The 26,882-nt window shown below is 52.7% G+C and carries 22 protein-coding genes; all 22 read left to right on the forward strand.

What is annotated here, in order from left to right; translation table 11 throughout:
- The first annotated feature begins 113 nt into the window (after positions 1-113).
- The 22 genes from leuO to secA all read left to right on the forward strand — a co-directional run bounded on the left by leuO (position 114) and on the right by secA (position 26,864).
- Positions 114-1,061, forward strand: coding sequence for a transcriptional regulator LeuO (leuO, locus tag ACLJXE_RS13530; RefSeq protein ID WP_410751143.1), 948 nt, complete (start codon positions 114-116; stop codon positions 1,059-1,061).
- A gap of 319 nt (positions 1,062-1,380) precedes the next feature.
- Positions 1,381-3,105, forward strand: coding sequence for an acetolactate synthase 3 large subunit (gene ilvI / locus ACLJXE_RS13535; protein ID WP_410751144.1), 1,725 nt, complete (start codon positions 1,381-1,383; stop codon positions 3,103-3,105).
- Positions 3,106-3,107: 2 nt separating this feature from the next.
- Entirely contained in the window at positions 3,108-3,599 is a 492-nt protein-coding gene (gene ilvN, locus ACLJXE_RS13540) for an acetolactate synthase small subunit (RefSeq protein ID WP_410751145.1), read from the forward strand.
- A gap of 252 nt (positions 3,600-3,851) precedes the next feature.
- Positions 3,852-4,856, forward strand: coding sequence for a catabolite repressor/activator (gene cra / locus ACLJXE_RS13545; protein ID WP_003018794.1), 1,005 nt, complete (start codon positions 3,852-3,854; stop codon positions 4,854-4,856).
- A 609-nt stretch (positions 4,857-5,465) separates the two neighbouring features.
- A complete protein-coding gene (mraZ, locus tag ACLJXE_RS13550; protein ID WP_271440493.1) occupies positions 5,466-5,924 on the forward strand; it encodes a division/cell wall cluster transcriptional repressor MraZ in 459 nt (152 codons plus the stop codon).
- 1 nt (position 5,925) lies between these two features.
- Complete coding sequence (gene rsmH / locus ACLJXE_RS13555; RefSeq protein ID WP_286630746.1) at positions 5,926-6,867, forward strand: 16S rRNA (cytosine(1402)-N(4))-methyltransferase RsmH; 942 nt, start codon at positions 5,926-5,928, stop codon at positions 6,865-6,867.
- Positions 6,864-7,229 (forward strand): cell division protein FtsL, encoded by a 366-nt coding sequence (ftsL, locus tag ACLJXE_RS13560; RefSeq protein WP_000625651.1) that lies wholly within the window; start codon positions 6,864-6,866, stop codon positions 7,227-7,229. Before rsmH ends, ftsL begins: the two co-directional genes overlap by 4 nt.
- 15 nt (positions 7,230-7,244) lie before the next feature.
- On the forward strand, positions 7,245-9,011 hold the full coding sequence (gene ftsI, locus ACLJXE_RS13565) for a peptidoglycan glycosyltransferase FtsI (RefSeq protein ID WP_286630747.1): 1,767 nt from the start codon (positions 7,245-7,247) through the stop codon (positions 9,009-9,011).
- On the forward strand, positions 8,998-10,485 hold the full coding sequence (gene murE, locus ACLJXE_RS13570; protein ID WP_410751146.1) for a UDP-N-acetylmuramoyl-L-alanyl-D-glutamate--2,6-diaminopimelate ligase: 1,488 nt from the start codon (positions 8,998-9,000) through the stop codon (positions 10,483-10,485). Before ftsI ends, murE begins: the two co-directional genes overlap by 14 nt.
- A complete protein-coding gene (gene murF, locus ACLJXE_RS13575) occupies positions 10,482-11,840 on the forward strand; it encodes a UDP-N-acetylmuramoyl-tripeptide--D-alanyl-D-alanine ligase (protein WP_410751147.1) in 1,359 nt (452 codons plus the stop codon). The genes murE and murF overlap by 4 nt, the downstream gene beginning before the upstream one ends.
- Positions 11,834-12,916 carry a phospho-N-acetylmuramoyl-pentapeptide-transferase gene (gene mraY, locus ACLJXE_RS13580; protein ID WP_213134512.1) on the forward strand — a complete coding sequence of 361 codons (1,083 nt, stop codon included), beginning with the start codon at positions 11,834-11,836 and terminating at the stop codon, positions 12,914-12,916. The genes murF and mraY overlap by 7 nt, the downstream gene beginning before the upstream one ends.
- A gap of 2 nt (positions 12,917-12,918) precedes the next feature.
- Positions 12,919-14,235, forward strand: a complete 1,317-nt coding sequence (gene murD, locus ACLJXE_RS13585; RefSeq protein ID WP_410751148.1) for a UDP-N-acetylmuramoyl-L-alanine--D-glutamate ligase — start codon at positions 12,919-12,921, stop codon at positions 14,233-14,235.
- A complete protein-coding gene (ftsW, locus tag ACLJXE_RS13590) occupies positions 14,235-15,479 on the forward strand; it encodes a cell division protein FtsW (protein WP_271440499.1) in 1,245 nt (414 codons plus the stop codon). The genes murD and ftsW overlap by 1 nt, the downstream gene beginning before the upstream one ends.
- Positions 15,476-16,543, forward strand: coding sequence for an undecaprenyldiphospho-muramoylpentapeptide beta-N-acetylglucosaminyltransferase (murG, locus tag ACLJXE_RS13595; protein ID WP_410751149.1), 1,068 nt, complete (start codon positions 15,476-15,478; stop codon positions 16,541-16,543). Before ftsW ends, murG begins: the two co-directional genes overlap by 4 nt.
- A 51-nt stretch (positions 16,544-16,594) precedes the next feature.
- The gene (murC, locus tag ACLJXE_RS13600; RefSeq protein ID WP_003837436.1) at positions 16,595-18,070 is read left to right on the forward strand and encodes a UDP-N-acetylmuramate--L-alanine ligase; all 1,476 of its coding nucleotides are present in this window, start codon (positions 16,595-16,597) and stop codon (positions 18,068-18,070) included.
- Positions 18,063-18,983: a D-alanine--D-alanine ligase gene (locus ACLJXE_RS13605; protein WP_410751150.1), complete on the forward strand. Its 921-nt coding sequence runs from the start codon at positions 18,063-18,065 to the stop codon at positions 18,981-18,983. Before murC ends, ACLJXE_RS13605 begins: the two co-directional genes overlap by 8 nt.
- A gap of 1 nt (position 18,984) precedes the next feature.
- Positions 18,985-19,818 (forward strand): cell division protein FtsQ, encoded by an 834-nt coding sequence (gene ftsQ / locus ACLJXE_RS13610; RefSeq protein WP_271440502.1) that lies wholly within the window; start codon positions 18,985-18,987, stop codon positions 19,816-19,818.
- Positions 19,815-21,077, forward strand: coding sequence for a cell division protein FtsA (gene ftsA / locus ACLJXE_RS13615; RefSeq protein WP_003018755.1), 1,263 nt, complete (start codon positions 19,815-19,817; stop codon positions 21,075-21,077). Before ftsQ ends, ftsA begins: the two co-directional genes overlap by 4 nt.
- A gap of 61 nt (positions 21,078-21,138) precedes the next feature.
- A complete protein-coding gene (ftsZ, locus tag ACLJXE_RS13620; RefSeq protein ID WP_003018753.1) occupies positions 21,139-22,290 on the forward strand; it encodes a cell division protein FtsZ in 1,152 nt (383 codons plus the stop codon).
- Between the two features lie 100 nt (positions 22,291-22,390).
- Complete coding sequence (lpxC, locus tag ACLJXE_RS13625) at positions 22,391-23,308, forward strand: UDP-3-O-acyl-N-acetylglucosamine deacetylase (protein ID WP_048212691.1); 918 nt, start codon at positions 22,391-22,393, stop codon at positions 23,306-23,308.
- A 283-nt stretch (positions 23,309-23,591) separates the two neighbouring features.
- Positions 23,592-24,098, forward strand: a complete 507-nt coding sequence (secM, locus tag ACLJXE_RS13630) for a secA translation cis-regulator SecM (RefSeq protein ID WP_271440503.1) — start codon at positions 23,592-23,594, stop codon at positions 24,096-24,098.
- 60 nt (positions 24,099-24,158) lie between these two features.
- On the forward strand, positions 24,159-26,864 hold the full coding sequence (gene secA / locus ACLJXE_RS13635; protein WP_286630755.1) for a preprotein translocase subunit SecA: 2,706 nt from the start codon (positions 24,159-24,161) through the stop codon (positions 26,862-26,864).
- Positions 26,865-26,882: the final 18 nt, after the last annotated feature.

Here is a 26,882-nt window from a genome sequence, read left to right on the forward strand (position 1 = left end):
ATTTTAATGCTTTCCCTTTTTCTTATTTTATATGCATGGTAAATCATATTAGCGGAGGTTATTTCTGAGCTCCGTCTGGGAAAAGGGAGTTTAGAGTGACAGTGGAGTTAAATATGCCAGAAATAAAAATAATAGATAAACCTAATCTTTTAGAGATGGGGAAGCCGCAGCTACGCATGGTTGACCTTAATTTATTAACCGTTTTTGACGCGGTGATGCAAGAACAGAATATTACTCGCGCAGCGCATTCTTTGGGGATGTCGCAGCCTGCAGTCAGCAACGCAGTCGCGCGTCTGAAGGTTATGTTTAATGATGAGCTCTTTGTGCGCTATGGTCGAGGCATCCAGCCAACAGCACGGGCTTTTCAGCTATTTGGCTCTGTTCGTCAGGCGCTGCAATTGGTGCAAAATGAATTGCCAGGGTCCGGTTTTGAACCCACCAGCAGCTCACGAGTATTTAATCTCTGCGTCTGTAGCCCATTGGATAATATTCTCACGTCTTTGATTTACAATCGCGTTGAGCAAGTTGCGCCTAATATTCATGTCGTATTTAAATCATCGCTCAACCAAAATACAGAACATCAATTACGGTATCAGGAAACAGAATTCGTTATTAGTTATGAAGAATTTCGCCGCCCTGAATTTACCAGCATTCCGTTATTCAACGATGAGATGGTGTTAGTCGTAAGTAAAAAACACCCGCGCATTAGCGGTCCATTACTGGAGAGTGATGTCTATAATGAACAGCATGCGGTAGTTTCTCTCGATCGCTTTGCGTCATTCAGTCAACCCTGGTATGACACTCAGGATAAACAAGCCTGCGTCGCTTATCAGGGAATGGCATTAATCAGCGTACTGAATATTGTATCTCAAACTCATTTGGTTTCTATTGCGCCACGCTGGTTAGCTGAAGAGTTCTCCGGGGCTTTAGAACTGCAAATATTACCTCTACCTTTAAAATTGAATAGCCGGACTTGTTATCTTTCCTGGCATGAAGCCGCTGGTCGGGATAAAGGACATCAATGGATGGAAGAGCTGTTAGTCTCCATCTGTAAGCAGTGACCTATGGCAGAGTAAATCCGATGATGCATCTGGTTTATTCTGCTTTTTTATTTTTATTTGAAATTTTATGCTGAAATCTGCTTTTGGTTTTTGCCTGTGAGGGTGAAAAAATAGAGTAATCGCTGTAAGTGCTCATTTTTAAGCGATTATTTGTCATTTCATTTGCTTATACTGGTTTAATTCTCCGTTTATTCGGTTCTTTCCTCCGTTTTATTCTTATCCGCTGTTACACCACCACTTCGGTGTCAATTGCCATGCCTTATCGTCAGCGGTTAATGTGTTGTTAAACCGTTATTCATTATAAGAGTGGAGGCAAGCCATGGAGATGTTGTCTGGAGCCGAGATGGTCGTCCGATCGCTCATCGATCAGGGTGTGAAGCAGGTATTCGGGTATCCCGGGGGCGCAGTCCTCGATATTTATGATGCTTTGCATACGGTCGGTGGTATTGATCATGTGCTGGTTCGCCATGAGCAAGCCGCGGTCCATATGGCTGATGGTCTGGCACGTGCCACGGGGGAAGTGGGCGTTGTGTTGGTCACCTCAGGGCCGGGAGCAACCAATGCGATCACTGGTATCGCAACGGCGTACATGGACTCCATCCCGCTGGTGATCCTCTCCGGGCAGGTGGCTACCTCTCTGATTGGCTACGATGCCTTTCAGGAGTGCGATATGGTGGGGATATCCCGTCCGGTGGTGAAGCACAGCTTTCTGGTCAAGCAAACGGAAGATATACCTCAGGTGCTGAAGAAAGCCTTTTGGCTGGCCGCAAGCGGTCGCCCCGGTCCTGTGGTTGTGGATTTGCCAAAAGATATCCTGAATCCTGCGAAGAAATTGCCTTATAGCTGGCCTGAATCAGTAAGTATGCGTTCGTATAATCCGACGACGACAGGGCATAAGGGACAGATAAAACGGGCGCTGCAAACGCTGGTGGCGGCTAAAAAACCGGTGGTTTATGTTGGTGGCGGTGCAGTGAATTCGGCCTGTCATGAGCAACTGGGGCAGATTGCTGAAGCCCTTAACCTGCCTGTCGTGTCCTCGTTGATGGGATTAGGCGCATTTCCGGCAACACATCGTCAGGCATTGGGCATGCTGGGCATGCACGGTACTTATGAAGCGAATATGACGATGCATTATTCGGATGTGATATTTGCGGTCGGCGTTCGCTTTGACGATCGTACAACCAATAATCTGGCAAAGTATTGCCCGAATGCGACCGTGTTACATATCGATATCGACCCCACCTCTATTTCAAAAACCGTTACTGCGGATATTCCAATCGTTGGCGATGCTCGCCTGGTGCTTGAGCAGATGCTGGAACTGCTACCGCAGGAGAAATCACAGCAACCGCTGGATGATAACCGTGACTGGTGGCAACAGATTGAGCACTGGCGCGCCCGGCAGTGCCTGAAATATGACACCCAGAGTGAGAGTATTAAACCACAGGCTGTCATTGAAACCATCTGGCGCCTGACGAAAGGCGATGCGTATGTCACTTCAGATGTGGGCCAGCATCAGATGTTTGCTGCACTTTACTATCCGTTTGATAAACCTCGTCGTTGGATTAACTCAGGCGGCCTTGGCACCATGGGATTCGGTTTACCTGCCGCGTTAGGGGTGAAGATGGCACTGCCGAATGAAACGGTAGTCTGCGTTACCGGTGATGGCAGTATTCAGATGAATATCCAGGAGCTGTCGACGGCGCTGCAATATGAGCTGCCGGTGCTGGTCCTCAACCTTAACAACCGCTATCTCGGTATGGTGAAACAGTGGCAGGACATGATCTATTCCGGGCGTCATTCGCAGTCTTATATGCAGTCGCTACCCGATTTTGTCCGTCTTGCTGAGGCATATGGGCATATTGGTATCCAGATAAATCATCCGGATGAGCTGGAAAGCAAACTGGGTGAAGCACTGGAACATGTGCGCAACCACCGGCTGGTATTTGTTGATGTCACCGTCGATGGCAGTGAGCATGTCTACCCGATGCAAATTCGAGGTGGTGGTATGGATGAGATGTGGTTAAGCAAAACGGAGAGGACCTGATTATGCGCCGGATATTATCAGTATTACTGGAAAACGAGTCTGGGGCATTATCGCGCGTGATAGGCCTCTTCGCCCAGCGCGGTTACAACATTGAAAGCCTGACCGTCGCGCCGACTGACGATCCGACATTATCGCGGATGACGATTCAGACCGTGGGCGATGAAAAAGTCCTTGAGCAAATTGAAAAGCAACTGCACAAGCTGGTGGATGTCCTGCGGGTGAGTGAGTTAGGGCAAGGTGCTCACGTTGAACGAGAGATCATGCTGGTGAAGATTCAGGCCAGTGGTTATGGTCGGGAAGAGGTGAAACGAAACACGGAAATTTTCCGTGGACAAATTATCGATGTCACGCCGTCTATTTACACGGTGCAGCTGGCGGGAACCAGTGACAAACTGGACGCCTTCCTGGCAACACTGCGTGAAGTCGCCAGGATTGTAGAAGTGGCCCGTTCCGGTGTGGTGGGACTCTCCCGAGGCGATAAAATCATGCGTTAACGTGCAGGGAGAACGTAGACCTGATAAGGCGCGCTAGCGTCGCCATCAGGCAATTATACCTTGCCGGATGGCGCGAACGTTTATCCGGCCTACGCGAGATGCATTGGCTATCGGTTGCTTTTTTTTGCGAAATCAGCAGTAACCAGAGACAAAAGCGGTTGCCGCAGTCATTATTCTGCGCTTAGATGTTAATAAATTTAACCCATGCCATCTTAAAGGTTATGGTTTGTACATTTTACGCAAGGGGCAATTGTGAAACTGGATGAAATCGCTCGGTTGGCCGGCGTTTCGCGAACGACTGCAAGCTACGTTATTAATGGCAAAGCAAAGCAATACCGCGTAAGCGACAAAACGGTCGAAAAAGTCATGGCGGTGGTGCGCGAACATAATTACCACCCTAATGCTGTGGCGGCCGGGCTCCGTGCTGGACGCACACGTTCTATCGGGTTGGTGATCCCGGACCTGGAGAATACGAGTTATACCCGCATTGCAAACTACCTGGAACGTCAGGCGCGTCAGCGTGGGTATCAACTGCTGATTGCCTGCTCTGAAGATCAGCCAGATAACGAAATGCGCTGTATTGAGCATCTTTTACAGCGTCAGGTTGACGCTATTATTGTGTCTACCTCATTACCGCCAGAACATCCGTTCTATCAGCGCTGGGCGAACAGTTCATTCCCGATTGTGGCGCTGGATCGTGCGCTGGATCGTGAACACTTCACCAGTGTTGTTGGCGCAGATCAGGATGATGCGGAAATGCTGGCGGAGGAATTACGTAAATTCCCGGCTGAAACGGTGCTCTACCTGGGGGCGCTCCCTGAATTATCGGTCAGTTTCCTGCGTGAACAGGGTTTCCGTACCGCGTGGAAAGACGATCCGCGTGAAGTGCATTTCCTGTATGCCAACAGCTATGAGCGGGAAGCAGCAGCACAGCTGTTTGATAAATGGCTGGAAACGCATCCGATGCCTCAGGCGCTGTTCACCACCTCATTTGCGCTATTGCAGGGGGTGATGGATGTGACATTGCGTCGCGATGGGCAACTGCCGTCCGATTTAGCCATTGCGACCTTCGGCGATCATGAACTGCTCGACTTCCTGCAATGCCCGGTGTTGGCAGTCGCACAGCGCCACCGTGATGTGGCTGAGCGTGTGTTGGAGATCGTCCTTGCAAGCCTTGATGAACCGCGTAAACCAAAGCCAGGATTAACGCGCATCCGGCGTAATCTGTACCGCCGCGGCATCCTTAGCCGTAACTAAGTGGTTGCTATTGATGGCATTGGGGAGAATGCTTTGATGCCATCAATATTTTATTCTCAGAAATAACCTTATTATATTTAAGAATATTCTTTAGAATTATCTGAAATTCATTCTTTAATTATCCTAATTTAAAAATGCAACTATCCTTTTTTGGGTTATTGATACGTAACGACGCGTTACGTTTGTATTATTTTGTTACATGCTTGTGTGGATTTGCCGAATTAACAAACACTTTGCCGCCGAATTGCGGTAATCTCTCGCCTTCCTTGGCCATACGGGCCGTACAGACCGATGAACTGGTACTGTTATCTCGCCGCATATTGTCCTAAAATGCCGCTCGCGTCGCAAACTGACACTTTATATTTTCCTCGGTTGATATTGAGTTGTTTTAAACAATGATGAGTTGTTGGATTTTTTTCTTACAAATATTCATGACGTTAATTTGCTTCGTTTGCTGTATGGAATTTGCTCAACACTGATATTAGCCGTAAACATTGGGTTTTTTGCTCCGCTGAGCGCCGTGACTTGCTTGACAAGGTTTTCCTCCGCTCCGTAAACTCCTTTAAGTGGGATTTTGTGGGATAAAGTGGTAATTGGGGGGAGACTGGCATGTTCCGGGGAGCAACGTTAGTTAATCTCGACAGTAAAGGGCGCTTATCGGTGCCTACCCGTTATCGGGATCAACTGCTTGAGAGCGCTACCGGTCAAATGGTTTGCACCATTGACATCCATCACCCGTGCCTGCTGCTGTACCCCCTGCCTGAATGGGAAGTTATCGAGCAGAAGCTATCTCGCCTGTCGAGCATGAATCCGGCTGAGCGTCGCGTACAACGCTTATTGTTGGGACATGCCAGCGAATGTCAGATGGATAACGCCGGTCGCTTATTGATTGCGCCTATTCTGCGACAACACGCGGGACTGACAAAAGAAGTGATGCTGGTTGGGCAGTTCAATAAGTTTGAGCTGTGGGATGAAACGACCTGGTATCAACAGGTCAAGGAAGATATCGACGCTGAGCAGTCTGTGACCGGCGCGCTGTCGGAACGATTGCAGGACTTGTCTCTATAAGATGATGGAAAATTATAAACACACAACGGTGTTGCTGGATGAAGCGGTAAATGGCCTGAATATTCGTCCAGACGGCATCTACATTGACGGGACATTTGGTCGCGGTGGTCATTCACGTCTGATCCTCTCACAGCTTGGTGAAGAGGGACGTTTACTGGCAATCGATCGCGATCCGCAGGCTATTGCCGTTGCCCAGACGATTACCGATCCCCGTTTCTCCATCATTCATGGACCTTTTTCTGCGCTGGCTGAGTACGTGAGCGAGCGTGGACTTACCGGCAAGATCGATGGAATCCTCCTTGATCTTGGCGTGTCTTCTCCGCAGCTTGATGATGCCGAACGCGGCTTTTCATTCATGCGTGACGGTCCGTTAGATATGCGTATGGATCCTACGCGCGGTCAGTCTGCCGCTGAATGGCTGCAAACCGCTGATGAAGCTGATATCGCCTGGGTGATTAAAACCTTTGGCGAGGAGCGCTTCGGCAAACGTATTGCCCGTGCCATCGTGGAGCGCAACCGCATAGAACCGATGACCCGAACCAAAGAACTGGCGGAAGTCATTGCAGCGGCAATGCCGGTAAAAGACAAATTCAAACATCCCGCGACCCGTACCTTCCAGGCGGTGCGCATTTGGGTAAACAGTGAACTGGAGGAGATAGAGCAGGCGCTAAAAAGCTCGCTCAGCGTGCTGGCACCAGGTGGTCGCCTTTCGATCATTAGTTTCCATTCACTCGAAGATCGCATTGTGAAGCGCTTTATGCGTGAACAAAGCCGCGGTCCTCAGGTTCCGGCTGGAATACCGATGACAGAAGCGCAGATCAAAAAACTGGGCGGTCGTGAGTTGAGAGCACTAGGCAAGTTGATGCCGGGTGAAGAAGAGGTAGCTGAGAATCCTCGTGCCCGTAGTTCAGTTCTGCGTATTGCAGAGAGGACGAACGCATGATCAGCAGAGTGACAGAAGCCCTCAGCAAAGTTAAAGGATCGATAGGAAGCAACGAGCGCCATGCCTTGCCTGGCGTGATCGGTGACGATCTTTTGCGGTTTGGGAAGCTGCCACTCTGCCTGTTCATTTGCATTATTTTGACGGCGGTTACTGTCGTAACAACCGCACACCATACACGGTTACTGACCGCGCAGCGTGAGCAGTTGGTTCTGGAGCGAGATGCGCTGGATATCGAATGGCGTAACTTGATCCTTGAGGAGAACGCGCTCGGTGATCATAGCCGTGTTGAACGGATCGCAACGGAAAAGCTGCAAATGCAGCATGTTGATCCCTCACAAGAAAATATCGTAGTACAAAAATAAGGATAAACGCGACGCATGAAAGCAGCGGCAAAAACGCACAAACCAAAACGTCAGGAAGAACAAGCCAACTTTGTCAGTTGGCGTTTTGCGTTACTGTGCGGCTGTATTTTGCTGGCGCTGGGTTTCCTGCTGGGGCGTGTTGCCTGGCTGCAAATCATCGCGCCAGACATGCTGGTGCGCCAGGGCGACATGCGTTCCCTGCGCGTACAGGAAGTTGCCACATCGCGCGGTATGATAACCGATCGTTTAGGTCGCCCGCTGGCGGTGAGTGTTCCCGTTAAGGCTATTTGGGCTGATCCAAAAGAAGTTCATGACGCGGGCGGTGTGAGCGTCGGCGAGCGCTGGAGAGCACTTTCAACCGCGTTGAACCTGCCACTTGACCAGTTGGCCAGCAGAATTAATGCCAACCCGAAAGGGCGCTTTATTTATCTTGCGCGTCAGGTAAACCCTGACATGGCCGACTACATCAAGAAACTGAAGCTGCCAGGTATCCATCTGCGCGAAGAATCCCGTCGTTACTATCCTTCCGGGGAAGTGACCGCTCACCTCATAGGTTTTACCAACGTTGACAGCCAGGGGATTGAAGGCGTTGAAAAGAGCTTCGACAAGTGGCTCACGGGGCAGCCGGGTGAACGTATCGTACGTAAAGACCGTTATGGTCGGGTCATTGAGGATATTTCCTCTACCGATAGCCAGGCGGCGCATAACCTTGCGCTGAGTATTGATGAGCGTTTACAGGCGCTGGTCTACCGTGAACTGAATAACGCCGTAGCGTTTAACAAGGCGGAGTCAGGTAGTGCGGTTCTGGTGGATGTTAATACCGGTGAAGTGCTGGCGATGGCCAACAGCCCGTCTTACAACCCTAATAATCTTACCGGTACGCCGAAAGACGCAATGCGTAACCGTACTATTACCGACGTTTTCGAGCCGGGTTCTACCGTTAAGCCCATGGTGGTGATGACGGCACTGCAACGTGGTGTGGTACGCGAAAATACCGTGCTGAACACCATCCCTTACCGAATTAATGGTCACGAAATTAAAGACGTGGCGCGTTATAGCGAATTGACCCTGACCGGGGTACTACAGAAGTCGAGTAACGTCGGTGTTTCCAAGCTGGCGTTAGCGATGCCGTCCTCAGCGTTAGTAGATACTTACTCACGTTTTGGGCTGGGAAAAGCGACCAATTTGGGGTTGGTCGGAGAACGCAGTGGCTTATATCCTCAAAAACAACGGTGGTCTGACATAGAGAGGGCCACCTTCTCTTTCGGCTATGGGCTAATGGTAACCCCGTTACAGTTAGCGCGAGTCTACGCAACTATCGGCAGCTATGGCGTTTATCGCCCGCTGTCGATTACCAAAGTTGATCCTCCTGTTCCGGGCGAGCGTATCTTCCCGGAATCTACCGTACGCACCGTGGTGCACATGATGGAAAGCGTGGCGCTGCCTGGCGGCGGCGGCGTGAAGGCGGCGATTAAAGGCTATCGCATCGCCATTAAAACCGGTACGGCGAAGAAAGTCGGGCCAGATGGCCGCTATATCAATAAATACATTGCTTATACCGCAGGTGTTGCGCCTGCGAGTCAGCCGCGCTTCGCGCTGGTGGTTGTTATCAACGATCCGCAGGCGGGTAAATACTACGGTGGCGCCGTTTCCGCGCCGGTCTTCGGTGCCATCATGGGCGGCGTACTGCGCACCATGAACATCGAACCGGATGCGCTGGCAACGGGCGATAAAAATGAATTTGTGAATAATCAAGGCGAGGCAACAGGTGGCAGATCGTAATTTGCGCGACCTTCTTGCTCCATGGGTGCCGGGTGCACCGGAGCGAGCACTGCGAGAGATGACACTCGACAGCCGTGTGGCTGCATCGGGCGATCTCTTTGTAGCAGTAGTGGGTCATCAGGCGGACGGGCGTCGATATATCCCGCAGGCGATAGCGCAAGGTGTGGCTGCCATTATTGCAGAGGCAAAAGATGAGGCCGCAGACGGCGAAATCCGTGAAATGCACGGCGTTCCGGTTATCTATCTCAGCCAGCTTAACGAGCGCTTATCTGCACTGGCGGGCCGCTTTTACCACGAGCCATCTGAAAATATGCGTCTGGTCGGTGTGACCGGAACGAACGGTAAAACCACCACCACCCAGTTGCTTGCACAGTGGAGCCAACTGCTTGGCGAAACCAGTGCAGTAATGGGAACGGTAGGTAATGGCCTGCTGGGTAAAGTGATCCCGACGGAAAATACCACTGGGTCAGCCGTTGACGTTCAGCATGTGCTGGCGGGGCTGGTTGAACAGGGCGCGACCTTTGGCGCGATGGAAGTTTCATCGCATGGCCTGGTTCAGCACCGTGTGGCTGCGCTGAAATTTGCGGCCTCAGTATTTACCAACTTAAGCCGTGACCATCTCGATTATCACGGCGATATGGAACACTACGAAGCCGCGAAGTGGTTGCTGTATTCCACGCACCACTGTGGACAGGCTATCGTCAATGCGGATGACGAAGTGGGTCGCCGCTGGCTGGCGAAGCTGCCGGATGCGGTAGCTGTCTCGATGGAAGACCATATTAATCCCAACTGTCACGGTCGTTGGCTGAAAGCCGTTGAGGTGAACTATCACGATAGCGGCGCAACGATTCGCTTTGCCTCTACCTGGGGAGAAGGCGAAATTGAAAGCCGCCTGATGGGGGCGTTTAACGTCAGCAATTTGCTGCTGGCACTGGCCACACTGCTGGCGTTGGGTTATCCGTTAGCGGAATTACTGAAAACGGCGGCACAGCTGCAGCCGGTCTGCGGGCGCATGGAAGTGTTTAGCGCGCCGGGCAAAACCACCGTTGTGGTTGATTATGCTCATACGCCGGATGCGCTGGAAAAAGCGCTGCAGGCGGCCCGTCTGCATTGCACCGGCAAGCTGTGGTGCGTCTTTGGCTGCGGCGGCGATCGTGACAAAGGCAAACGTCCGTTGATGGGCGCCATTGCTGAGCAGTTTGCCGATGTCGTTGTGGTTACGGATGACAACCCACGCACCGAAGAGCCTCGCGCCATTATCAATGACATTCTGGCGGGTATGCTGGATGCCGGGCAGGCAAAAGTGATGGAAGGTCGTGCTGAAGCGGTCACTAGCGCCATCATGCAGGCAAAAGAAAATGACGTGGTGCTGGTCGCTGGCAAAGGCCATGAAGATTATCAGATTGTCGGTGCCCACCGTCTCGACTACTCCGACCGCGTGACGGCAGCGCGTCTGCTGGGGGGTATCGCATGATTAACGTAACGCTCAGCCAACTGGCGGAAATCCTCGGTGGCGATATGAAAGGGGGCGATCTGACCCTCGATGCGGTCACGACCGATACGCGTAAAGTCACGCCAGGCTGTTTGTTTGTCGCACTGAAAGGTGAACGCTTCGATGCCCATGACTTTGCTGACACGGCAAAAGAGAATGGCGCGGGCGCGCTGTTGGTAAACCGTGCACTGGATACCGACCTTCCGCAGCTGATTGTAAAAGATACGCGTCTGGCATTTGGCGAGCTGGCGGCGTGGGTTCGCGCTCAGGTTCCGGCTCGTGTGGTGGCGCTTACTGGTTCGTCCGGTAAAACCTCTGTTAAAGAGATGACTGCCGCCATTCTGAGTCAGTGTGGCAACACGTTATATACCGCAGGCAATCTGAATAATGATATCGGCGTGCCGATGACGCTGCTGCGGTTAAACAACAATTATGACTATGCGGTGATTGAGCTTGGCGCGAATCACCAGGGTGAAATCGCCTGGACCGTTGGGCTGACGCGCCCGGAAGCGGCGCTGGTGAACAACCTGGCGGCGGCTCACCTGGAAGGTTTTGGCTCTCTGGCGGGTGTGGCGAAAGCGAAAGGTGAAATATTTACCGGTCTGTCGGCGAATGGTATTGCCATTATGAATGCCGATAACAACGACTGGCTGAACTGGCAGAACATCATCGGCGATCGCAAAGTCTGGCGCTTCTCTATGAATGCCGCCAATAGCGACTTTTCGGCGACTAACATCCATGTGACCACGCACGGTACTGAGTTTACTCTGCAAACACCGACGGGCAGCATTGATGTCCTGTTGCCATTACCGGGGCGTCACAATATTGCCAATGCTTTGGCGGCGACTGCGCTCTCGATGGCGGTTGGCGCAACGCACGAAGCCGTGAAAGCGGGTCTGAAGGATCTGCACGCGGTCCCAGGCCGACTGTTCCCGATTCAACTCGCAGAAAATCAACTGTTGCTGGATGACTCCTATAACGCCAACGTCGGTTCGATGACGGCTGCGGTACAGGTGCTGTCTGAGATGCCGGGCTACCGAGTATTGGTTGTGGGCGATATGGCAGAGCTGGGTGCGGAAAGCGAAGCATGCCACGTACAGGTGGGGATGGCTGCGAAAGCTGCGGGCATCGACCGTGTGCTGAGTACAGGGAAACTGAGTCAGGCGATCAGCGACACCAGCGGTGTTGGCGAGCATTTTGCGGATAAAACCGCGTTGGTCGCGCATCTTAAGACACTGATTGCCGAACATCAGATTATGACGATTTTAGTGAAGGGTTCACGTAGTGCCGCCATGGAAGAGGTAGTACGCGCATTACAGGAGAATGGAACATGTTAGTTTGGCTGGCCGAACATTTGGTCAAATATTATTCCGGCTTTAACGTCTTTTCCTATCTGACGTTTCGCGCCATCGTCAGCCTGCTGACCGCGCTGTTCATCTCGTTGTGGATGGGCCCGCGTATGATCGCCCGCTTGCAAAAAATGTCATTTGGCCAGGTCGTGCGTAACGACGGCCCGGAATCACACTTTAGTAAACGCGGTACGCCGACCATGGGCGGCATCATGATCCTCACCGCGATTGTGATTTCCGTTCTGTTGTGGGCCTACCCGTCTAACCCGTACGTCTGGTGCGTGCTGGTGGTGCTGGTTGGCTACGGTATTATCGGTTTTGTCGATGACTACCGCAAAGTGGTGCGTAAAGACACTAAGGGCCTGATCGCGCGCTGGAAATATTTCTGGATGTCGGTCATTGCATTAGGGGTCGCGTTTGCGCTGTATCTGGTGGGCAAAGATACGCCCGCTACGCAGTTGGTGGTGCCGTTCTTTAAAGACGTCATGCCACAGTTGGGTTTGTTCTACATCCTGCTGGCGTACTTCGTTATTGTCGGTACCGGGAATGCGGTAAACCTTACCGACGGCCTGGATGGTCTGGCGATTATGCCAACCGTGTTTGTGGCCGCCGGTTTTGCACTGGTGGCATGGGCGACCGGTAACATGAACTTTGCTAACTACCTGCACATTCCTTATTTACGCCATGCTGGCGAATTGGTGATTGTCTGTACAGCAATTGTCGGCGCCGGTTTAGGCTTCCTGTGGTTTAACACCTATCCGGCACAGGTCTTTATGGGCGACGTCGGTTCACTGGCTCTGGGGGGCGCGCTGGGCATTATTGCCGTACTGCTGCGTCAGGAATTCCTGCTGGTGATCATGGGCGGTGTATTTGTGGTGGAAACCCTGTCGGTCATTCTGCAGGTGGGTTCCTTTAAGCTGCGCGGACAGCGTATTTTCCGTATGGCGCCTATTCATCACCACTATGAACTGAAAGGTTGGCCGGAACCGCGTGTGATTGTGCGTTTCTGGATTATTTCGCTGATGCTGGTCCTGATTGGCCTGGCAACGCTGAAGGTACGTTAATCATGGCTGATTACCAGGGTAAAAAAGTCGTCATTATCGGTCTGGGTTTGACCGGGTTGTCCTGCGTGGATTTCTTTCTGGCACGTGGCGTCACGCCGCGCGTTATGGATACCCGCGCGACGCCGCCAGGCCTGGATAAATTACCGGAAGCGGTTGAGCATCATGTTGGCAGCCTGAATGATGACTGGCTGTTGGCCGCTGATTTAATCGTCGCCAGCCCTGGTATTGCCCTGGCGCACCCTTCGCTGAGCGCTGCCGCAGATGCGGGAATTGAGATTGTCGGCGACATCGAGCTGTTCTGCCGCGAAGCACAGGCCCCTATTGTCGCGATCACCGGTTCAAACGGTAAAAGTACCGTCACGACGCTGGTTGGCGAAATGGCGAAAGCGGCCGGAGTCAACGTCGGTGTAGGCGGTAATATTGGCCTGCCTGCTCTGATGTTGCTGGACGCTGAGCGCGAGTTGTATGTTCTGGAACTGTCCAGCTTCCAACTGGAGACGACCTCCAGTTTACGGGCTGTCGCGGCAACCATTTTGAATGTCACTGAAGATCACATGGACCGTTATCCGTTTGGACTGCAACAGTACCGTGCAGCCAAACTGCGCGTCTACGAGAATGCGAAAGTGTGCGTAGTCAATGCGGATGACGCGTTAACTATGCCGGTTCGCGGTGCCGATGAGCGCTGTGTGAGCTTTGGCATCAATATGGGTGACTATCACCTTAACCGCCAGCAGGGTGAAACCTGGCTGCGGGTGAAGGGTGAAAAAGTATTGAACGTGAAAGAGATGACCCTTTCCGGTCAACATAACTATACCAATGCGCTGGCAGCGTTAGCGCTGGCGGATGCTGCGGGTCTGCCGCGGGCGTCCAGCCTGAAAGCATTGACGACCTTTACCGGCCTGGCTCATCGCTTCCAGATGGTGCTGGAACATAACGGCGTTCGTTGGATCAATGACTCGAAAGCGACCAACGTCGGCAGCACCGAAGCCGCGCTGAATGGGCTGCACGTTGAGGGCACTTTGCACCTGCTGTTGGGCGGCGATGGGAAATCAGCCGATTTTTCTCCGCTAAGCCGTTACCTGAATGGCGATCGCATTCGACTGTACTGCTTTGGTCGTGATGGTGCGCAGCTTGCCGCGCTGCGACCGGAAGTGGCGGAACAAACAGAAACCATGGAACAGGCGATGCGTCTGCTCGCCCCGCGTGTTAAACCGGGCGACATGGTGCTGCTGTCTCCCGCCTGTGCCAGTCTCGATCAGTTCAAGAATTTTGAGCAACGTGGCGACGTCTTTACCCACCTGGCGAAGGAGTTGGGTTGATGCGATTATCTCTCCCTCGTCTGAAACTGCCGCGCGTACCGGGACTCGGAATCCTGGCGTGGGTCTTTGCGGCACTTAAAGGCTGGGTGATGGCTTCGCGTGAGAAAGACGCGGACAGCCTGATCATGTACGACCGCATGCTGTTGTGGTTGACGTTTGGTCTGGCAGCGATCGGCTTTATCATGGTGACATCGGCGTCAATGCCCGTTGGACAACGTCTGGCAGGCGATCCATTCCTGTTTGCTAAGCGTGACGCACTGTATATTTTTCTGGCGTTCTGTCTGGCGATGATTACCTTGCGCCTGCCGATGGAGTTCTGGCAAAAGTACAGCACCACGATGCTGATCGCGTCGATCATTATGCTACTGATCGTGCTGGTGGTGGGGAGCTCCGTAAACGGGGCATCACGCTGGATTGCGTTGGGGCCACTGCGTATTCAGCCTGCGGAGTTTACCAAGCTGTCGTTGTTCTGCTATCTCGCCAACTATCTGGTACGTAAGGTTGATGAGGTGCGTAACAACCTGCGCGGCTTCTTAAAGCCGATGGGCGTAATTCTGGTCCTGGCCGTGCTGCTGCTGGCGCAGCCTGACCTGGGTACAGTGGTCGTGCTGTTCGTCACGACGCTGGCGATGCTGTTTCTCGCCGGTGCGAAATTGTGGCAGTTCATCGCCATCATCGGCATGGGGATCTCAGCGGTTGTGCTGCTGATCCTTGCCGAGCCGTATCGTATTCGCCGTGTGACCTCGTTCTGGAATCCCTGGGAAGATCCATTTGGCAGCGGCTATCAGCTGACACAGTCTCTGATGGCTTTTGGTCGCGGTGAAGTGTGGGGCCAGGGATTGGGTAATTCAGTCCAAAAACTGGAGTATTTGCCGGAAGCGCACACCGACTTTATCTTCGCCATTATTGGGGAGGAGCTGGGTTATATCGGTGTGGTACTTGCTCTTTTAATGGTATTCTTCGTCGCTTTTCGCGCGATGTCGATCGGCCGTAAGGCGCTGGAAATTGACCACCGTTTTTCAGGTTTCTTAGCCTGCTCTATCGGGATTTGGTTTAGCTTCCAGGCTCTGGTAAACGTCGGCGCGGCGGCGGGCATGCTGCCAACGAAAGGGCTGACGCTGCCGTTGATCAGTTACGGTGGGTCGAGTTTGTTGATCATGTCGACAGCCATCATGTTTTTGTTACGTATTGATTATGAAACGCGTCTGGAAAAAGCCCAGGCGTTTACACGAGGTGCACGATGAGTGGTCAACCGAAGCGGTTAATGGTGATGGCAGGCGGTACCGGTGGGCATGTTTTCCCGGGGCTGGCGGTTGCGCACCATTTAATGGCCCAGGGCTGGCAGGTTCGTTGGCTGGGTACCGCCGATCGTATGGAAGCGGACTTAGTGCCGAAGCATGGCATTGACATTGACTTTATTCGCATCTCCGGTTTGCGTGGAAAAGGTCTCAACGCGCTGCTGGCTGCACCTGTGCGTATTTTTAATGCCTGGCGTCAGGCTCGCGCCATCATGAAGCAGTTTAAGCCCGATGTGGTGCTGGGCATGGGCGGTTATGTGTCTGGCCCTGGCGGCCTGGCGGCCTGGTCGTTAGGTATTCCGGTCGTACTGCATGAGCAGAACGGTATCGCCGGGTTAACTAACAAATGGCTGGCGAAGATCGCGACGAAGGTGATGCAGGCCTTCCCTGGTGCTTTCCCGAATGCGGAAGTGGTGGGGAATCCAGTGCGTACTGATGTCCTTGCACTGCCGTTACCCGAAGAACGTCTGGCTGGGCGTGAAGGTCCGGTGCGGGTGCTGGTTGTCGGTGGTTCGCAGGGCGCACGTGTGCTGAACCAGACGTTGCCGCAGGTCGCCGCAAAACTTGGTGACGCAGTGACTATCTGGCATCAGAGCGGTAAGGGCGCACAGCAGACCGTAGAGCAGGCTTACGTTGAGGCCGGTCAACCGCAGCATAAGGTCACTGAATTTATTGATGATATGGCAGCAGCTTACGCGTGGGCGGATGTTGTGGTCTGTCGTTCAGGCGCACTGACGGTGAGTGAGATTGCTGCCGCAGGTTTACCCGCGCTGTTCGTGCCGTTTCAACATAAAGACAGACAACAGTACTGGAATGCGCTGCCGCTGGAGAAAGCGGGTGCAGCCAAAATTCTTGAGCAGCCACAGTTTACTGTGGATGCCGTCGTCAGCACCCTGTCCGGGTGGTCACGAGAAACTTTATTAACCATGGCAGAACGTGCTCGCGCCGCATCCATACCGGATGCCACTGAGCGGGTTGCAACTGAAGTGAGCCGGGCTGCCCGGGTGTAATTGTGGTGATGCCTTTTGCATCACATGAACTGAGAAGTTAATGGCTAAAGAATGAATACACAACAACTGGCAAAACTGCGTTCCATCGTGCCCGAAATGCGTCGCGTTCGGCACATCCACTTTGTCGGCATCGGTGGTGCGGGTATGGGCGGTATTGCCGAAGTTTTGGCCAATGAAGGTTATCAGATCAGCGGTTCTGACTTAGCGCCGAATCCGGTTACGCAGCAACTGACGAATCTGGGTGCCACGATTTTTTTCAACCATCGCCCGGAAAACGTACGTGATGCGAGCGTGGTGGTGGTATCCAGCGCTATTTCTGCGGATAACCCGGAAATTGTTGCGGCCCATGAAGCGCGTATCCCGGTGATCCGCCGTGCGGAGATGCTGGCAGAGTTGATGCGTTTTCGTCACGGCATCGCCATTGCCGGGACCCACGGTAAAACCACGACCACTGCGATGGTCTCCAGTATTTATGCAGAAGCGGGTCTCGATCCGACTTTTGTGAACGGCGGTCTGGTGAAGGCAGCGGGCGTGCATGCACGTCTGGGTCACAGCCGTTATTTGATTGCGGAAGCCGATGAGAGCGATGCGTCGTTCCTGCATTTGCAGCCGATGGTGGCGATTGTCACCAATATCGAAGCTGACCATATGGATACCTACCATGGCGACTTCGAAAATTTAAAGCAGACGTTTATTAATTTCCTGCACAACTTGCCGTTTTATGGTCGTGCGGTGATGTGTGTCGACGATCCGGTGATCCGCGAACTGTTACCGCGCGTCGGGCGTCAGACCACCACCTATGGTTTCAGCGATGATGCTGACGTTCGCGTAGAAGATTACCAGCAGATTGGCCCACAAGGTCACTTCACGCTGCTGCGTCAGGGGATGGCCGATTTGCGTGTAACGTTAAACGCGCCAGGCCGTCACAATGCTTTAAACGCGGCGGCAGCCGTGGCAGTGGCAACGGAAGAGGGTATTGAAGACGACGCGATTCTGCGCGCGCTGGAAAGTTTCCAGGGGACCGGACGCCGCTTTGACTTCCTGGGGGAATTCCCGCTTGAGCCAGTAAACGGTAAAGCAGGAACAGCGATGCTGGTTGATGACTATGGCCATCACCCAACGGAAGTCGATGCCACGATCAAAGCCGCACGCGCAGGCTGGCCGGACAAAAATCTGGTGATGCTGTTCCAGCCGCACCGGTTTACGCGTACACGCGATCTGTACGACGACTTTGCCAACGTGCTGACCCAGGTTGATGCGCTGTTGATGCTGGATGTATATGCCGCGGGCGAAGCCGCGATTCCGGGGGCTGACAGCCGTTCGCTGTGCCGCACGATTCGTGGTCGCGGTAAGATCGATCCTATTCTGGTGTCCGATCCGGCTCAGGTGGCAGAAATGCTGGCACCGGTATTAACCGGTAACGATCTGATTTTGGTGCAGGGCGCTGGAAATATCGGCAAAATCGCGCGTTCCTTAGCTGAAATCAAACTGAAGCCGCAAAACCCGGAGGAAGAACAACATGGCTGATAAAATCGCGGTCCTGTTAGGGGGAACCTCCGCAGAGCGAGAAGTGTCGTTGAATTCTGGCGCAGCCGTACTGGCAGGGTTGCGCGAAGGGGGTGTGGATGCCCATCCGGTTGATCCAGGAGAGGTCGACGTTACGCTTCTGAAATCGATGGGTTTTCAGAAGGTGTTTATTGCGTTGCACGGTCGTGGCGGTGAAGATGGCACGTTACAGGGCATGCTGGAGCAGATTGGTTTGCCTTATACCGGTAGCGGTGTCATGGCATCTGCTATCTCAATGGACAAACTGCGCAGCAAACTGCTGTGGCAGGGTGCAGGTTTACCGGTTGCGCCATGGGTGGCATTGACCCGCGCTGAGTTCGAAAAAGGACTTAGCGATGAAGTGGTTACGAGCATTTCTGCGTTAGGCTTGCCGTTGATTGTGAAGCCAAGCCATGAAGGTTCCAGCGTCGGGATGTCAAAAGTTGAAGAAGAAAATGCTTTGCAAGCTGCATTAGCATTGGCTTTTCAGCATGATGAAGAAGTACTGATTGAAAAATGGCTCAGTGGACCGGAATTCACAGTTGCGATACTTGGCGAAGAAATTTTACCGTCAATACGTATCCAACCCGCAGGAACCTTCTATGATTATGAGGCGAAGTATCTGTCTGATGAGACACAATATTTCTGTCCTGCGGGTCTGGAAGTTGAACAAGAGACCGAATTACAGGCATTAGTCCTGAAAGCGTGGAACGCATTGGGCTGTAAAGGTTGGGGCCGTATTGACGCCATGCTGGACAGCGATGGCCAGTTTTATCTGCTGGAAGCGAATACCTCTCCGGGTATGACCAGCCACAGCCTGGTGCCGATGGCGGCGCGTCAGGCGGGCCTGAGCTTCTCGCAGTTGGTGGTACGAATTCTGGAGTTGGCGGACTGATATGTCGCAGGCTGCGCTGAACACGCGAAACGGTGATGAAGACGAGGTAGCCTCCTCACGCCGCAACAATGGAACGCGTCTTGCAGGAATACTGTTTCTGCTGACAGTGCTGTGCACCGTGTTTGTGAGCGGCTGGGTCGTGTTGGGATGGATGGAGGATGCGCAGCGTTTGCCATTGTCGAAGCTGGTATTGACCGGTGAGCGACACTACACGCGCAATGACGATATTCGTCAGTCCATCCTGGCGCTTGGCGCACCGGGAACCTTTATGACCCAGGATGTGAACATCATCCAAAGTCAGATTGAACGTCTCCCCTGGATTAAGCAGGCGAGTGTCAGAAAGCAGTGGCCTGATGAATTGAAGATTCATCTGGTTGAATATGTGCCGATAGCGCGTTGGAATGACCAACATATGGTGGATGCCGATGGAAATACGTTCAGCATACCAACCGGTCGGGCTAACAAGCAGGTATTACCTATGTTGTATGGCCCGGAAGGCAGCGCAAGTGAAGTGTTGCAAGGGTTCCGCGATATGGGGCAGGTGCTGGCTAAGGATAGATTCACCCTGAAGGAAGCGGCGATGACCGCTCGTCGTTCCTGGCAGTTAACGCTTAATAACGATATTAAGCTCAACCTGGGCAGGGGCGATACGATAAAACGTTTGGCTCGCTTTGTGGAACTCTACCCGGTTTTACAGCAGCAGGCGCAAACCGATGGCAAACGGATTAGCTACGTTGATTTGCGTTATGACTCAGGAGCAGCAGTAGGCTGGGTTCCCTTGCCTCCTGAGGAATCTAATCAGCAACAGAATCAGGCACAGGCAGAACAACAATGATCAAGGCGACGGACAGAAAACTGGTAGTTGGACTGGAGATTGGCACCGCGAAGGTAGCCGCTTTAGTAGGGGAAGTTCTGCCCGACGGTATGGTCAATATCATTGGCGTGGGCAGTTGCCCATCGCGAGGTATGGATAAAGGCGGGGTGAATGACCTTGAGTCAGTGGTGAAATGCGTACAACGCGCCATTGACCAGGCTGAACTGATGGCAGACTGCCAGATTTCCTCGGTGTATCTGGCACTTTCAGGTAAACATATTAGCTGCCAGAATGAAATTGGTATGGTACCCATTTCCGAAGAGGAAGTGACCCAGGAAGATGTGGAAAATGTTGTGCATACGGCAAAGTCCGTACGTGTGCGCGATGAGCATCGTGTACTGCACGTTATTCCACAGGAATACGCCATTGACTACCAGGAAGGCATTAAAAATCCGGTCGGTCTTTCTGGCGTGCGTATGCAGGCAAAAGTCCATCTTATTACCTGCCACAACGACATGGCGAAGAATATCGTCAAAGCCGTTGAACGCTGTGGACTGAAAGTTGACCAACTGATATTTGCCGGGTTGGCAGCCAGTTATTCCGTGTTAACGGAAGACGAACGTGAGCTGGGTGTCTGCGTGGTCGATATTGGTGGTGGTACAATGGACATCGCCGTTTATACTGGCGGGGCGTTGCGCCATACCAAAGTCATCCCTTATGCAGGGAATGTGGTCACCAGCGACATCGCGTATGCCTTTGGTACGCCGCCGAGCGATGCTGAAGCCATTAAAGTTCGTCATGGTTGTGCGCTGGGTTCTATCGTTGGCAAAGATGAGAGCGTTGAAGTGCCAAGCGTTGGTGGTCGTCCGCCACGCAGTCTGCAACGTCAGACTTTGGCTGAGGTCATTGAGCCGCGTTATACCGAGCTGCTTAACCTGGTCAACGAAGAAATTTTGCAATTACAGGAACAACTTCGCCAGCAGGGTGTGAAACATCATCTGGCGGCGGGGATTGTGTTAACCGGTGGTGCTGCGCAAATTGAAGGTCTTGCGGCCTGCGCTCAGCGCGTGTTCCATACGCAGGTGCGTATTGGTGCGCCGCTCAATATTACCGGTCTGACAGATTATGCCCAGGAGCCGTATTATTCAACGGCAGTGGGGCTGCTTCATTACGGGAAAGAATCCCATTTAAGTGGTGAAGCTGAAGTTGAAAAACGTGTAACGGCATCAGTTGGCTCGTGGATTAAACGACTCAATAGCTGGCTGAGAAAAGAGTTTTAATTTTTTATGAGGCCGGCATCGATTACGGTCTCAGGCGACAGGCACAACGGAGAGAGAAACTATGTTTGAACCTATGGAACTGACCAATGACGCGGTGATTAAAGTCATCGGCGTCGGCGGCGGCGGCGGTAATGCCGTTGAACACATGGTGCGTGAGCGCATCGAAGGTGTTGAATTCTTCGCGGTGAATACCGACGCTCAGGCGTTGCGTAAAACGGCGGTTGGACAGACCATTCAGATTGGTAGCGGCATCACCAAGGGTCTGGGCGCGGGTGCAAACCCGGAAGTCGGTCGCAATGCGGCAGACGAAGACCGTGAAGCTCTGCGTGCAGCGCTTGACGGCGCAGACATGGTGTTTATCGCAGCAGGCATGGGCGGCGGTACCGGGACCGGTGCAGCGCCAGTGGTGGCTGAAGTAGCAAAAGATTTAGGTATTCTGACCGTTGCTGTCGTGACCAAGCCTTTCAATTTTGAAGGCAAGAAGCGTATGGCATTCGCGGAGCAGGGTATCACCGAGTTGTCCAAACATGTGGACTCTCTGATCACTATCCCGAACGACAAACTGCTGAAAGTCCTGGGTCGCGGTATTTCCCTGCTGGACGCGTTTGGCGCAGCGAATGACGTGCTGAAAGGCGCGGTTCAGGGTATCGCTGAGCTGATCACCCGTCCGGGTCTGATGAACGTCGACTTTGCAGACGTGCGCACCGTGATGTCCGAAATGGGCTATGCGATGATGGGCTCTGGCGTTGCGAGCGGTGAAGACCGTGCAGAAGAAGCGGCTGAAATGGCTATCTCTTCCCCGCTGCTGGAAGACATCGATCTGTCTGGCGCACGCGGCGTGCTGGTCAACATCACGGCGGGCTTCGACCTGCGTCTGGATGAGTTCGAAACCGTAGGTAACACGATTCGTGCATTTGCATCGGATAATGCGACTGTGGTTATCGGTACTTCTCTGGACCCGGATATGAACGACGAACTGCGCGTTACCGTTGTTGCCACTGGAATTGGTATGGACAAGCGTCCTGAAATCACTCTGGTGACCAACAAGCAGGTTCAGCAGCCGGTAATGGATCGTTACCAGCAGCACGGTATGGCGCCATTGACGCAAGAGCAGAAACCGGTAGCAAAAGTGGTTAACGACAATACGCCGCAGACCACCAAAGAGCCGGATTATCTGGATATCCCCGCATTCCTGCGTAAGCAAGCTGATTAAGAATTAGCTGGAATTTGGGAATTGTGGCTCTTTGTGCTAAACTGGCCCACCGAATGTATAGTACACTTCGGTTGGATAGGTAATTTGGCGAGATTATACGATGATCAAACAAAGGACTCTTAAACGTATCGTTCAGGCGACTGGCGTCGGTTTGCATACCGGCAAAAAAGTCACCCTGACATTACGCCCTGCGCCGGCCAACACCGGGGTCATCTATCGTCGCACCGACTTGAATCCTCCGGTAGATTTCCCGGCCGATGCCAAATCTGTGCGTGATACCATGCTCTGTACGTGTCTGGTCAATGAGCATGATGTACGGATTTCAACCGTTGAGCACCTGAATGCTGCTCTGGCGGGCTTAGGTATCGATAACATCGTTATTGAGGTTAATGCCCCGGAAATCCCGATCATGGATGGTAGTGCTGCTCCGTTCGTCTACCTGCTGCTTGACGCAGGTATTGAAGAACTGAACAGTGCGAAGAAATTTGTCCGCATCAAAGAGACTGTTCGCGTCGAAGATGGCGACAAGTGGGCTGAGTTTAAGCCGTATAATGGTTTTACGTTGGATTTCACCATCGACTTTAACCACCCGGCGATCGACTCCAGCACGCAGCGCTATGCGATGAACTTCTCTGCTGATGCGTTCATGCGCCAGATCAGCCGTGCGCGTACTTTCGGCTTCATGCGTGATATCGAATATCTGCAGTCCCGCGGTCTGTGCCTGGGCGGCAGCTTCGATTGTGCCATCGTTGTTGACGATTATCGCGTACTGAACGAAGACGGCCTGCGTTTTGAAGATGAATTCGTTCGTCACAAAATGCTCGACGCGATCGGTGACTTGTTCATGTGTGGTCACAACATTATTGGTGCATTTACCGCGTATAAATCCGGTCATGCATTGAATAACAAACTGTTGCAGGCGGTCCTGGCAAAACAGGAAGCCTGGGAATATGTGACCTTCCAGGACGACGCAGAACTGCCGCTGGCGTTCAAAGCGCCTTCGACTGTACTGGCATAACGACACAAACTGTCGTATAAATTCGACTGGTAAATCTGGCACTCTCTCCGGCCAGGTGAGCCAGTCGTTTTTTTTATTCTCCGATAGCTCACCGTCTTTTCCGATGCGACTTTTTCCCCGCTGTCAGATTAAAATACAGAGCGATCGCTGTTTTCTTAAGCATATTTAACCGCGACTTGCTGTCATTACTGCTGTGGAATGCACGCTTTAATGATAAGATTTGTGCGCAAAAATCGTTTTGAATTTAAAACCCCAAATGCAGGGTAGATCAGGTGGCACTAACGTGAGTGGAATACTGACGCGCTGGCGACAGTTAGGCAGACGGTACTTCTGGCCGCATCTCTTATTAGGGATGGTCGCGGCGAGTTTTGGCCTGCCCGCGATCGGTAATGCCGCTGAACCGAATACGCCCGCGAAAGCGACCGCCAGCAACCACGATCAATCCGCTAAGGTTAACTTTAGCCAGCTTGCTTTGCTGGAAGCCACTAACCGTCGCCCGAATTTTACTGTCGATTATTGGCATCAGCATGCCATTCGTACGGTTATACGTCATCTTTCCTTTGCAATGGCTCCTCAGGCACTGCCCGTTGCCGAAGAGCCTTTGCCAATCCAGGCGCACCATCTGGCTTTACTGAATACGCTCAGCGCGCTGCTGACGCAGGAAGGCAGACCTCCGGCGACTGTAAGTCGCGTGACATATGCCCATTTCACTTCTCAGGCCGCGTTTAGTGTTCCTGTCTGGATAAGCCAGCAGCAGGGGATCCGCGCTGGCCCTCAACGCCTCAGCTAAAAAAGAACCTTCCAACTTATAATTTTTGACTCCGCACCGCGGGGCGTTTGAGATTTTATTATGCTAATCAAATTATTAACGAAAGTATTCGGTAGCCGTAACGAGCGTACGCTGCGTCGTATGCGCAAAGTGGTCAACGTCATTAACGCGATGGAACCGGAGATGGAAAAACTCTCCGATGATGAGCTGAAAGCGAAGACGGCGGAATTCCGCGCGCGCCTGGAAAAAGGTGCCAGCGTTGAAAGCCTGATCCCGGAAGCATTTGCGGTCGTCCGTGAAGCCAGTAAGCGTGTGTTTGGCATGCGTCACTTTGACGTGCAGTTGCTGGGCGGTATGGTCCTCAACGATCGCTGTATCGCAGAAATGCGTACCGGTGAAGGTAAAACACTGACCGCAACGTTGCCGGCCTACCTGAACGCACTAAGCGGCAAAGGTGTACACGTCGTTACCGTGAACGACTATCTGGCTCAGCGTGACGCCGAAAATAACCGCCCACTGTTTGAGTTCCTCGGCATGACCGTAGGTATCAACATGTCAGGTCTGCCGGCACCGGCCAAACGTGAAGCTTACAACGCTGACATCACTTACGGTACCAACAACGAATACGGCTTTGACTACCTTCGCGACAACATGGCGTTTAGCCCGGAAGAGCGCGTTCAGCGTAAACTGCACTATGCGTTGGTGGATGAGGTCGACTCCATCCTGATCGATGAAGCACGTACTCCACTGATCATTTCCGGCCCGGCTGAAGATAGCTCGGAAATGTACAAGAAAGTGAACAAAATCATTCCAAACCTGATCCGCCAGGAGAAGGAAGATTCTGACACGTTCCAGGGTGAAGGCCACTTCTCTGTCGATGAGAAAGCGCGCCAGGTTAACCTTACCGAACGTGGTCTGGTTCTGATTGAAGAACTGCTGGTGAAAGAAGGCATTATGGATGAAGGCGAGTCGTTGTACTCTCCGGGCAACATCATGCTGATGCATCACGTGACTGCCGCACTGCGCGCACATGTGCTGTTCACCCGAGATGTAGACTACATTGTGAAAGACGGCGAAGTTATCATCGTCGACGAACACACGGGTCGTACCATGCAGGGGCGTCGCTGGTCCGACGGTCTGCACCAGGCTGTTGAAGCCAAAGAAGGCGTAGAAATTCAGAACGAAAACCAGACGCTGGCTTCCATTACCTTCCAGAATTACTTCCGCTTGTACGAAAAACTGGCCGGTATGACCGGTACGGCAGATACTGAAGCGTTCGAATTCAGTTCTATCTACAAACTGGATACCGTAGTGGTGCCAACTAACCGTCCGATGATTCGTAAGGATTTGCCGGATCTGGTGTACATGACTGAAGCGGAAAAAATTCAGGCGATCATTGAAGATATTAAAGAGCGTACAGCAAAGGGTCAGCCGGTGCTGGTTGGTACGATCTCCATTGAAAAATCGGAAGTGGTTTCCAACGAGCTGAACAAAGCGGGTATCAAGCACAACGTGCTGAACGCCAAGTTCCACGCTAACGAAGCGGCAATCGTCGCTCAGGCGGGTTACCCGTCAGCTGTGACTATCGCCACTAACATGGCCGGTCGTGGTACTGATATCGTGTTGGGGGGGAGCTGGCAGGCCGAAGTTGCCGAGCTGGACGATCCGACGCCAGAGCAGGTTGCACAGATCAAAGCCGAGTGGCAGGTTCGCCATGACGCGGTGCTGGCTGCCGGCGGTTTACATATCATCGGTACTGAGCGTCATGAATCTCGTCGTATCGATAACCAGTTACGCGGCCGTTCCGGCCGTCAGGGTGATGCGGGTTCCTCTCGTTTCTACCTGTCTATGGAAGATGCGTTGATGCGTATTTTTGCCTCCGACCGTGTGTCGGGCATGATGCGTAAACTGGGCATGAAGCCAGGTGAAGCAATCGAACACCCATGGGTAACGAAAGCAATTGCTAACGCCCAGCGTAAAGTAGAAAGCCGTAACTTCGATATTCGTAAGCAACTGCTGGAATACGATGACGTTGCGAATGACCAGCGCCGCGCTATTTATACCCAGCGTAACGAACTGCTGGACGTGACTGACGTTAGCGAAACCATCAACAGTATTCGCGAAGATGTCTTTAAAGCGACTATTGATGCGTACATTCCGCCTCAGTCGCTGGAAGAAATGTGGGATATTCCGGGCCTGCAGGAACGTTTGAAAAACGACTTTGATCTCGATATGCCGATTTCAGAGTGGCTGGACAAAGAGCCTGAGCTGCATGAAGAGACGCTGCGTGAGCGTATTCTGGCTAATGCCATTGAAGTGTATCAGCGTAAAGAAGAGGTTGTGGGTGCAGAAATGATGCGCCACTTCGAAAAAGGCGTGATGCTGCAAACTCTCGACTCCCTGTGGAAAGAGCATCTGGCGGCGATGGATTACCTGCGTCAGGGTATTCACCTGCGTGGTTATGCGCAGAAAGATCCGAAGCAGGAATACAAACGCGAGTCCTTCTCTATGTTTGCTTCGATGCTGGAATCACTGAAATATGAAGTGATCAGTACCCTGAGCAAAGTTCAGGTGCGTATGCCTGAGGAAGTGGAAGCAATGGAGTCGCAGCGTCGTGAAGAAGCTGAGCGCTTAGCGCAGATGCAGCAACTGAGTCATAAAGATGACGACTCCGCTGTTGCAGAAGAGCTGGCCGCACAAACCGGCGATCGTAAAGTGGGACGTAATGATCCGTGCCCTTGTGGCTCCGGTAAAAAATACAAGCAGTGTCATGGCCGTCTGAGCTAAGAAAATAACTTACTGAAA

The organism is Citrobacter sp. U14242 (assembly GCF_046555775.1).
In the GTDB taxonomy this organism is placed as follows: domain Bacteria; phylum Pseudomonadota; class Gammaproteobacteria; order Enterobacterales; family Enterobacteriaceae; genus Citrobacter.

What these genes read in the sequence shown, in the direction of transcription:
- mraY (WP_213134512.1), top strand. Translation starts at nt 11,834, where the DNA reads ATGTTAGTTTGGCTGGCCGAACATTTGGTCAAATATTATTCCGGCTTT.
- ACLJXE_RS13605 (WP_410751150.1), top strand. Translation starts at nt 18,063, where the DNA reads ATGGCTGATAAAATCGCGGTCCTGTTAGGGGGAACCTCCGCAGAGCGA.
- ilvI (WP_410751144.1), top strand. Translation starts at nt 1,381, where the DNA reads ATGGAGATGTTGTCTGGAGCCGAGATGGTCGTCCGATCGCTCATCGAT.
- rsmH (WP_286630746.1), top strand. Translation starts at nt 5,926, where the DNA reads ATGATGGAAAATTATAAACACACAACGGTGTTGCTGGATGAAGCGGTA.
- murD (WP_410751148.1), top strand. Translation starts at nt 12,919, where the DNA reads ATGGCTGATTACCAGGGTAAAAAAGTCGTCATTATCGGTCTGGGTTTG.
- ftsQ (WP_271440502.1), top strand. Translation starts at nt 18,985, where the DNA reads ATGTCGCAGGCTGCGCTGAACACGCGAAACGGTGATGAAGACGAGGTA.
- ftsA (WP_003018755.1), top strand. Translation starts at nt 19,815, where the DNA reads ATGATCAAGGCGACGGACAGAAAACTGGTAGTTGGACTGGAGATTGGC.
- ftsI (WP_286630747.1), top strand. Translation starts at nt 7,245, where the DNA reads ATGAAAGCAGCGGCAAAAACGCACAAACCAAAACGTCAGGAAGAACAA.
- ftsL (WP_000625651.1), top strand. Translation starts at nt 6,864, where the DNA reads ATGATCAGCAGAGTGACAGAAGCCCTCAGCAAAGTTAAAGGATCGATA.
- ilvN (WP_410751145.1), top strand. Translation starts at nt 3,108, where the DNA reads ATGCGCCGGATATTATCAGTATTACTGGAAAACGAGTCTGGGGCATTA.
- lpxC (WP_048212691.1), top strand. Translation starts at nt 22,391, where the DNA reads ATGATCAAACAAAGGACTCTTAAACGTATCGTTCAGGCGACTGGCGTC.
- murC (WP_003837436.1), top strand. Translation starts at nt 16,595, where the DNA reads ATGAATACACAACAACTGGCAAAACTGCGTTCCATCGTGCCCGAAATG.
- ftsZ (WP_003018753.1), top strand. Translation starts at nt 21,139, where the DNA reads ATGTTTGAACCTATGGAACTGACCAATGACGCGGTGATTAAAGTCATC.
- murF (WP_410751147.1), top strand. Translation starts at nt 10,482, where the DNA reads ATGATTAACGTAACGCTCAGCCAACTGGCGGAAATCCTCGGTGGCGAT.
- murG (WP_410751149.1), top strand. Translation starts at nt 15,476, where the DNA reads ATGAGTGGTCAACCGAAGCGGTTAATGGTGATGGCAGGCGGTACCGGT.
- secA (WP_286630755.1), top strand. Translation starts at nt 24,159, where the DNA reads ATGCTAATCAAATTATTAACGAAAGTATTCGGTAGCCGTAACGAGCGT.
- ftsW (WP_271440499.1), top strand. Translation starts at nt 14,235, where the DNA reads ATGCGATTATCTCTCCCTCGTCTGAAACTGCCGCGCGTACCGGGACTC.
- mraZ (WP_271440493.1), top strand. Translation starts at nt 5,466, where the DNA reads ATGTTCCGGGGAGCAACGTTAGTTAATCTCGACAGTAAAGGGCGCTTA.
- leuO (WP_410751143.1), top strand. Translation starts at nt 114, where the DNA reads ATGCCAGAAATAAAAATAATAGATAAACCTAATCTTTTAGAGATGGGG.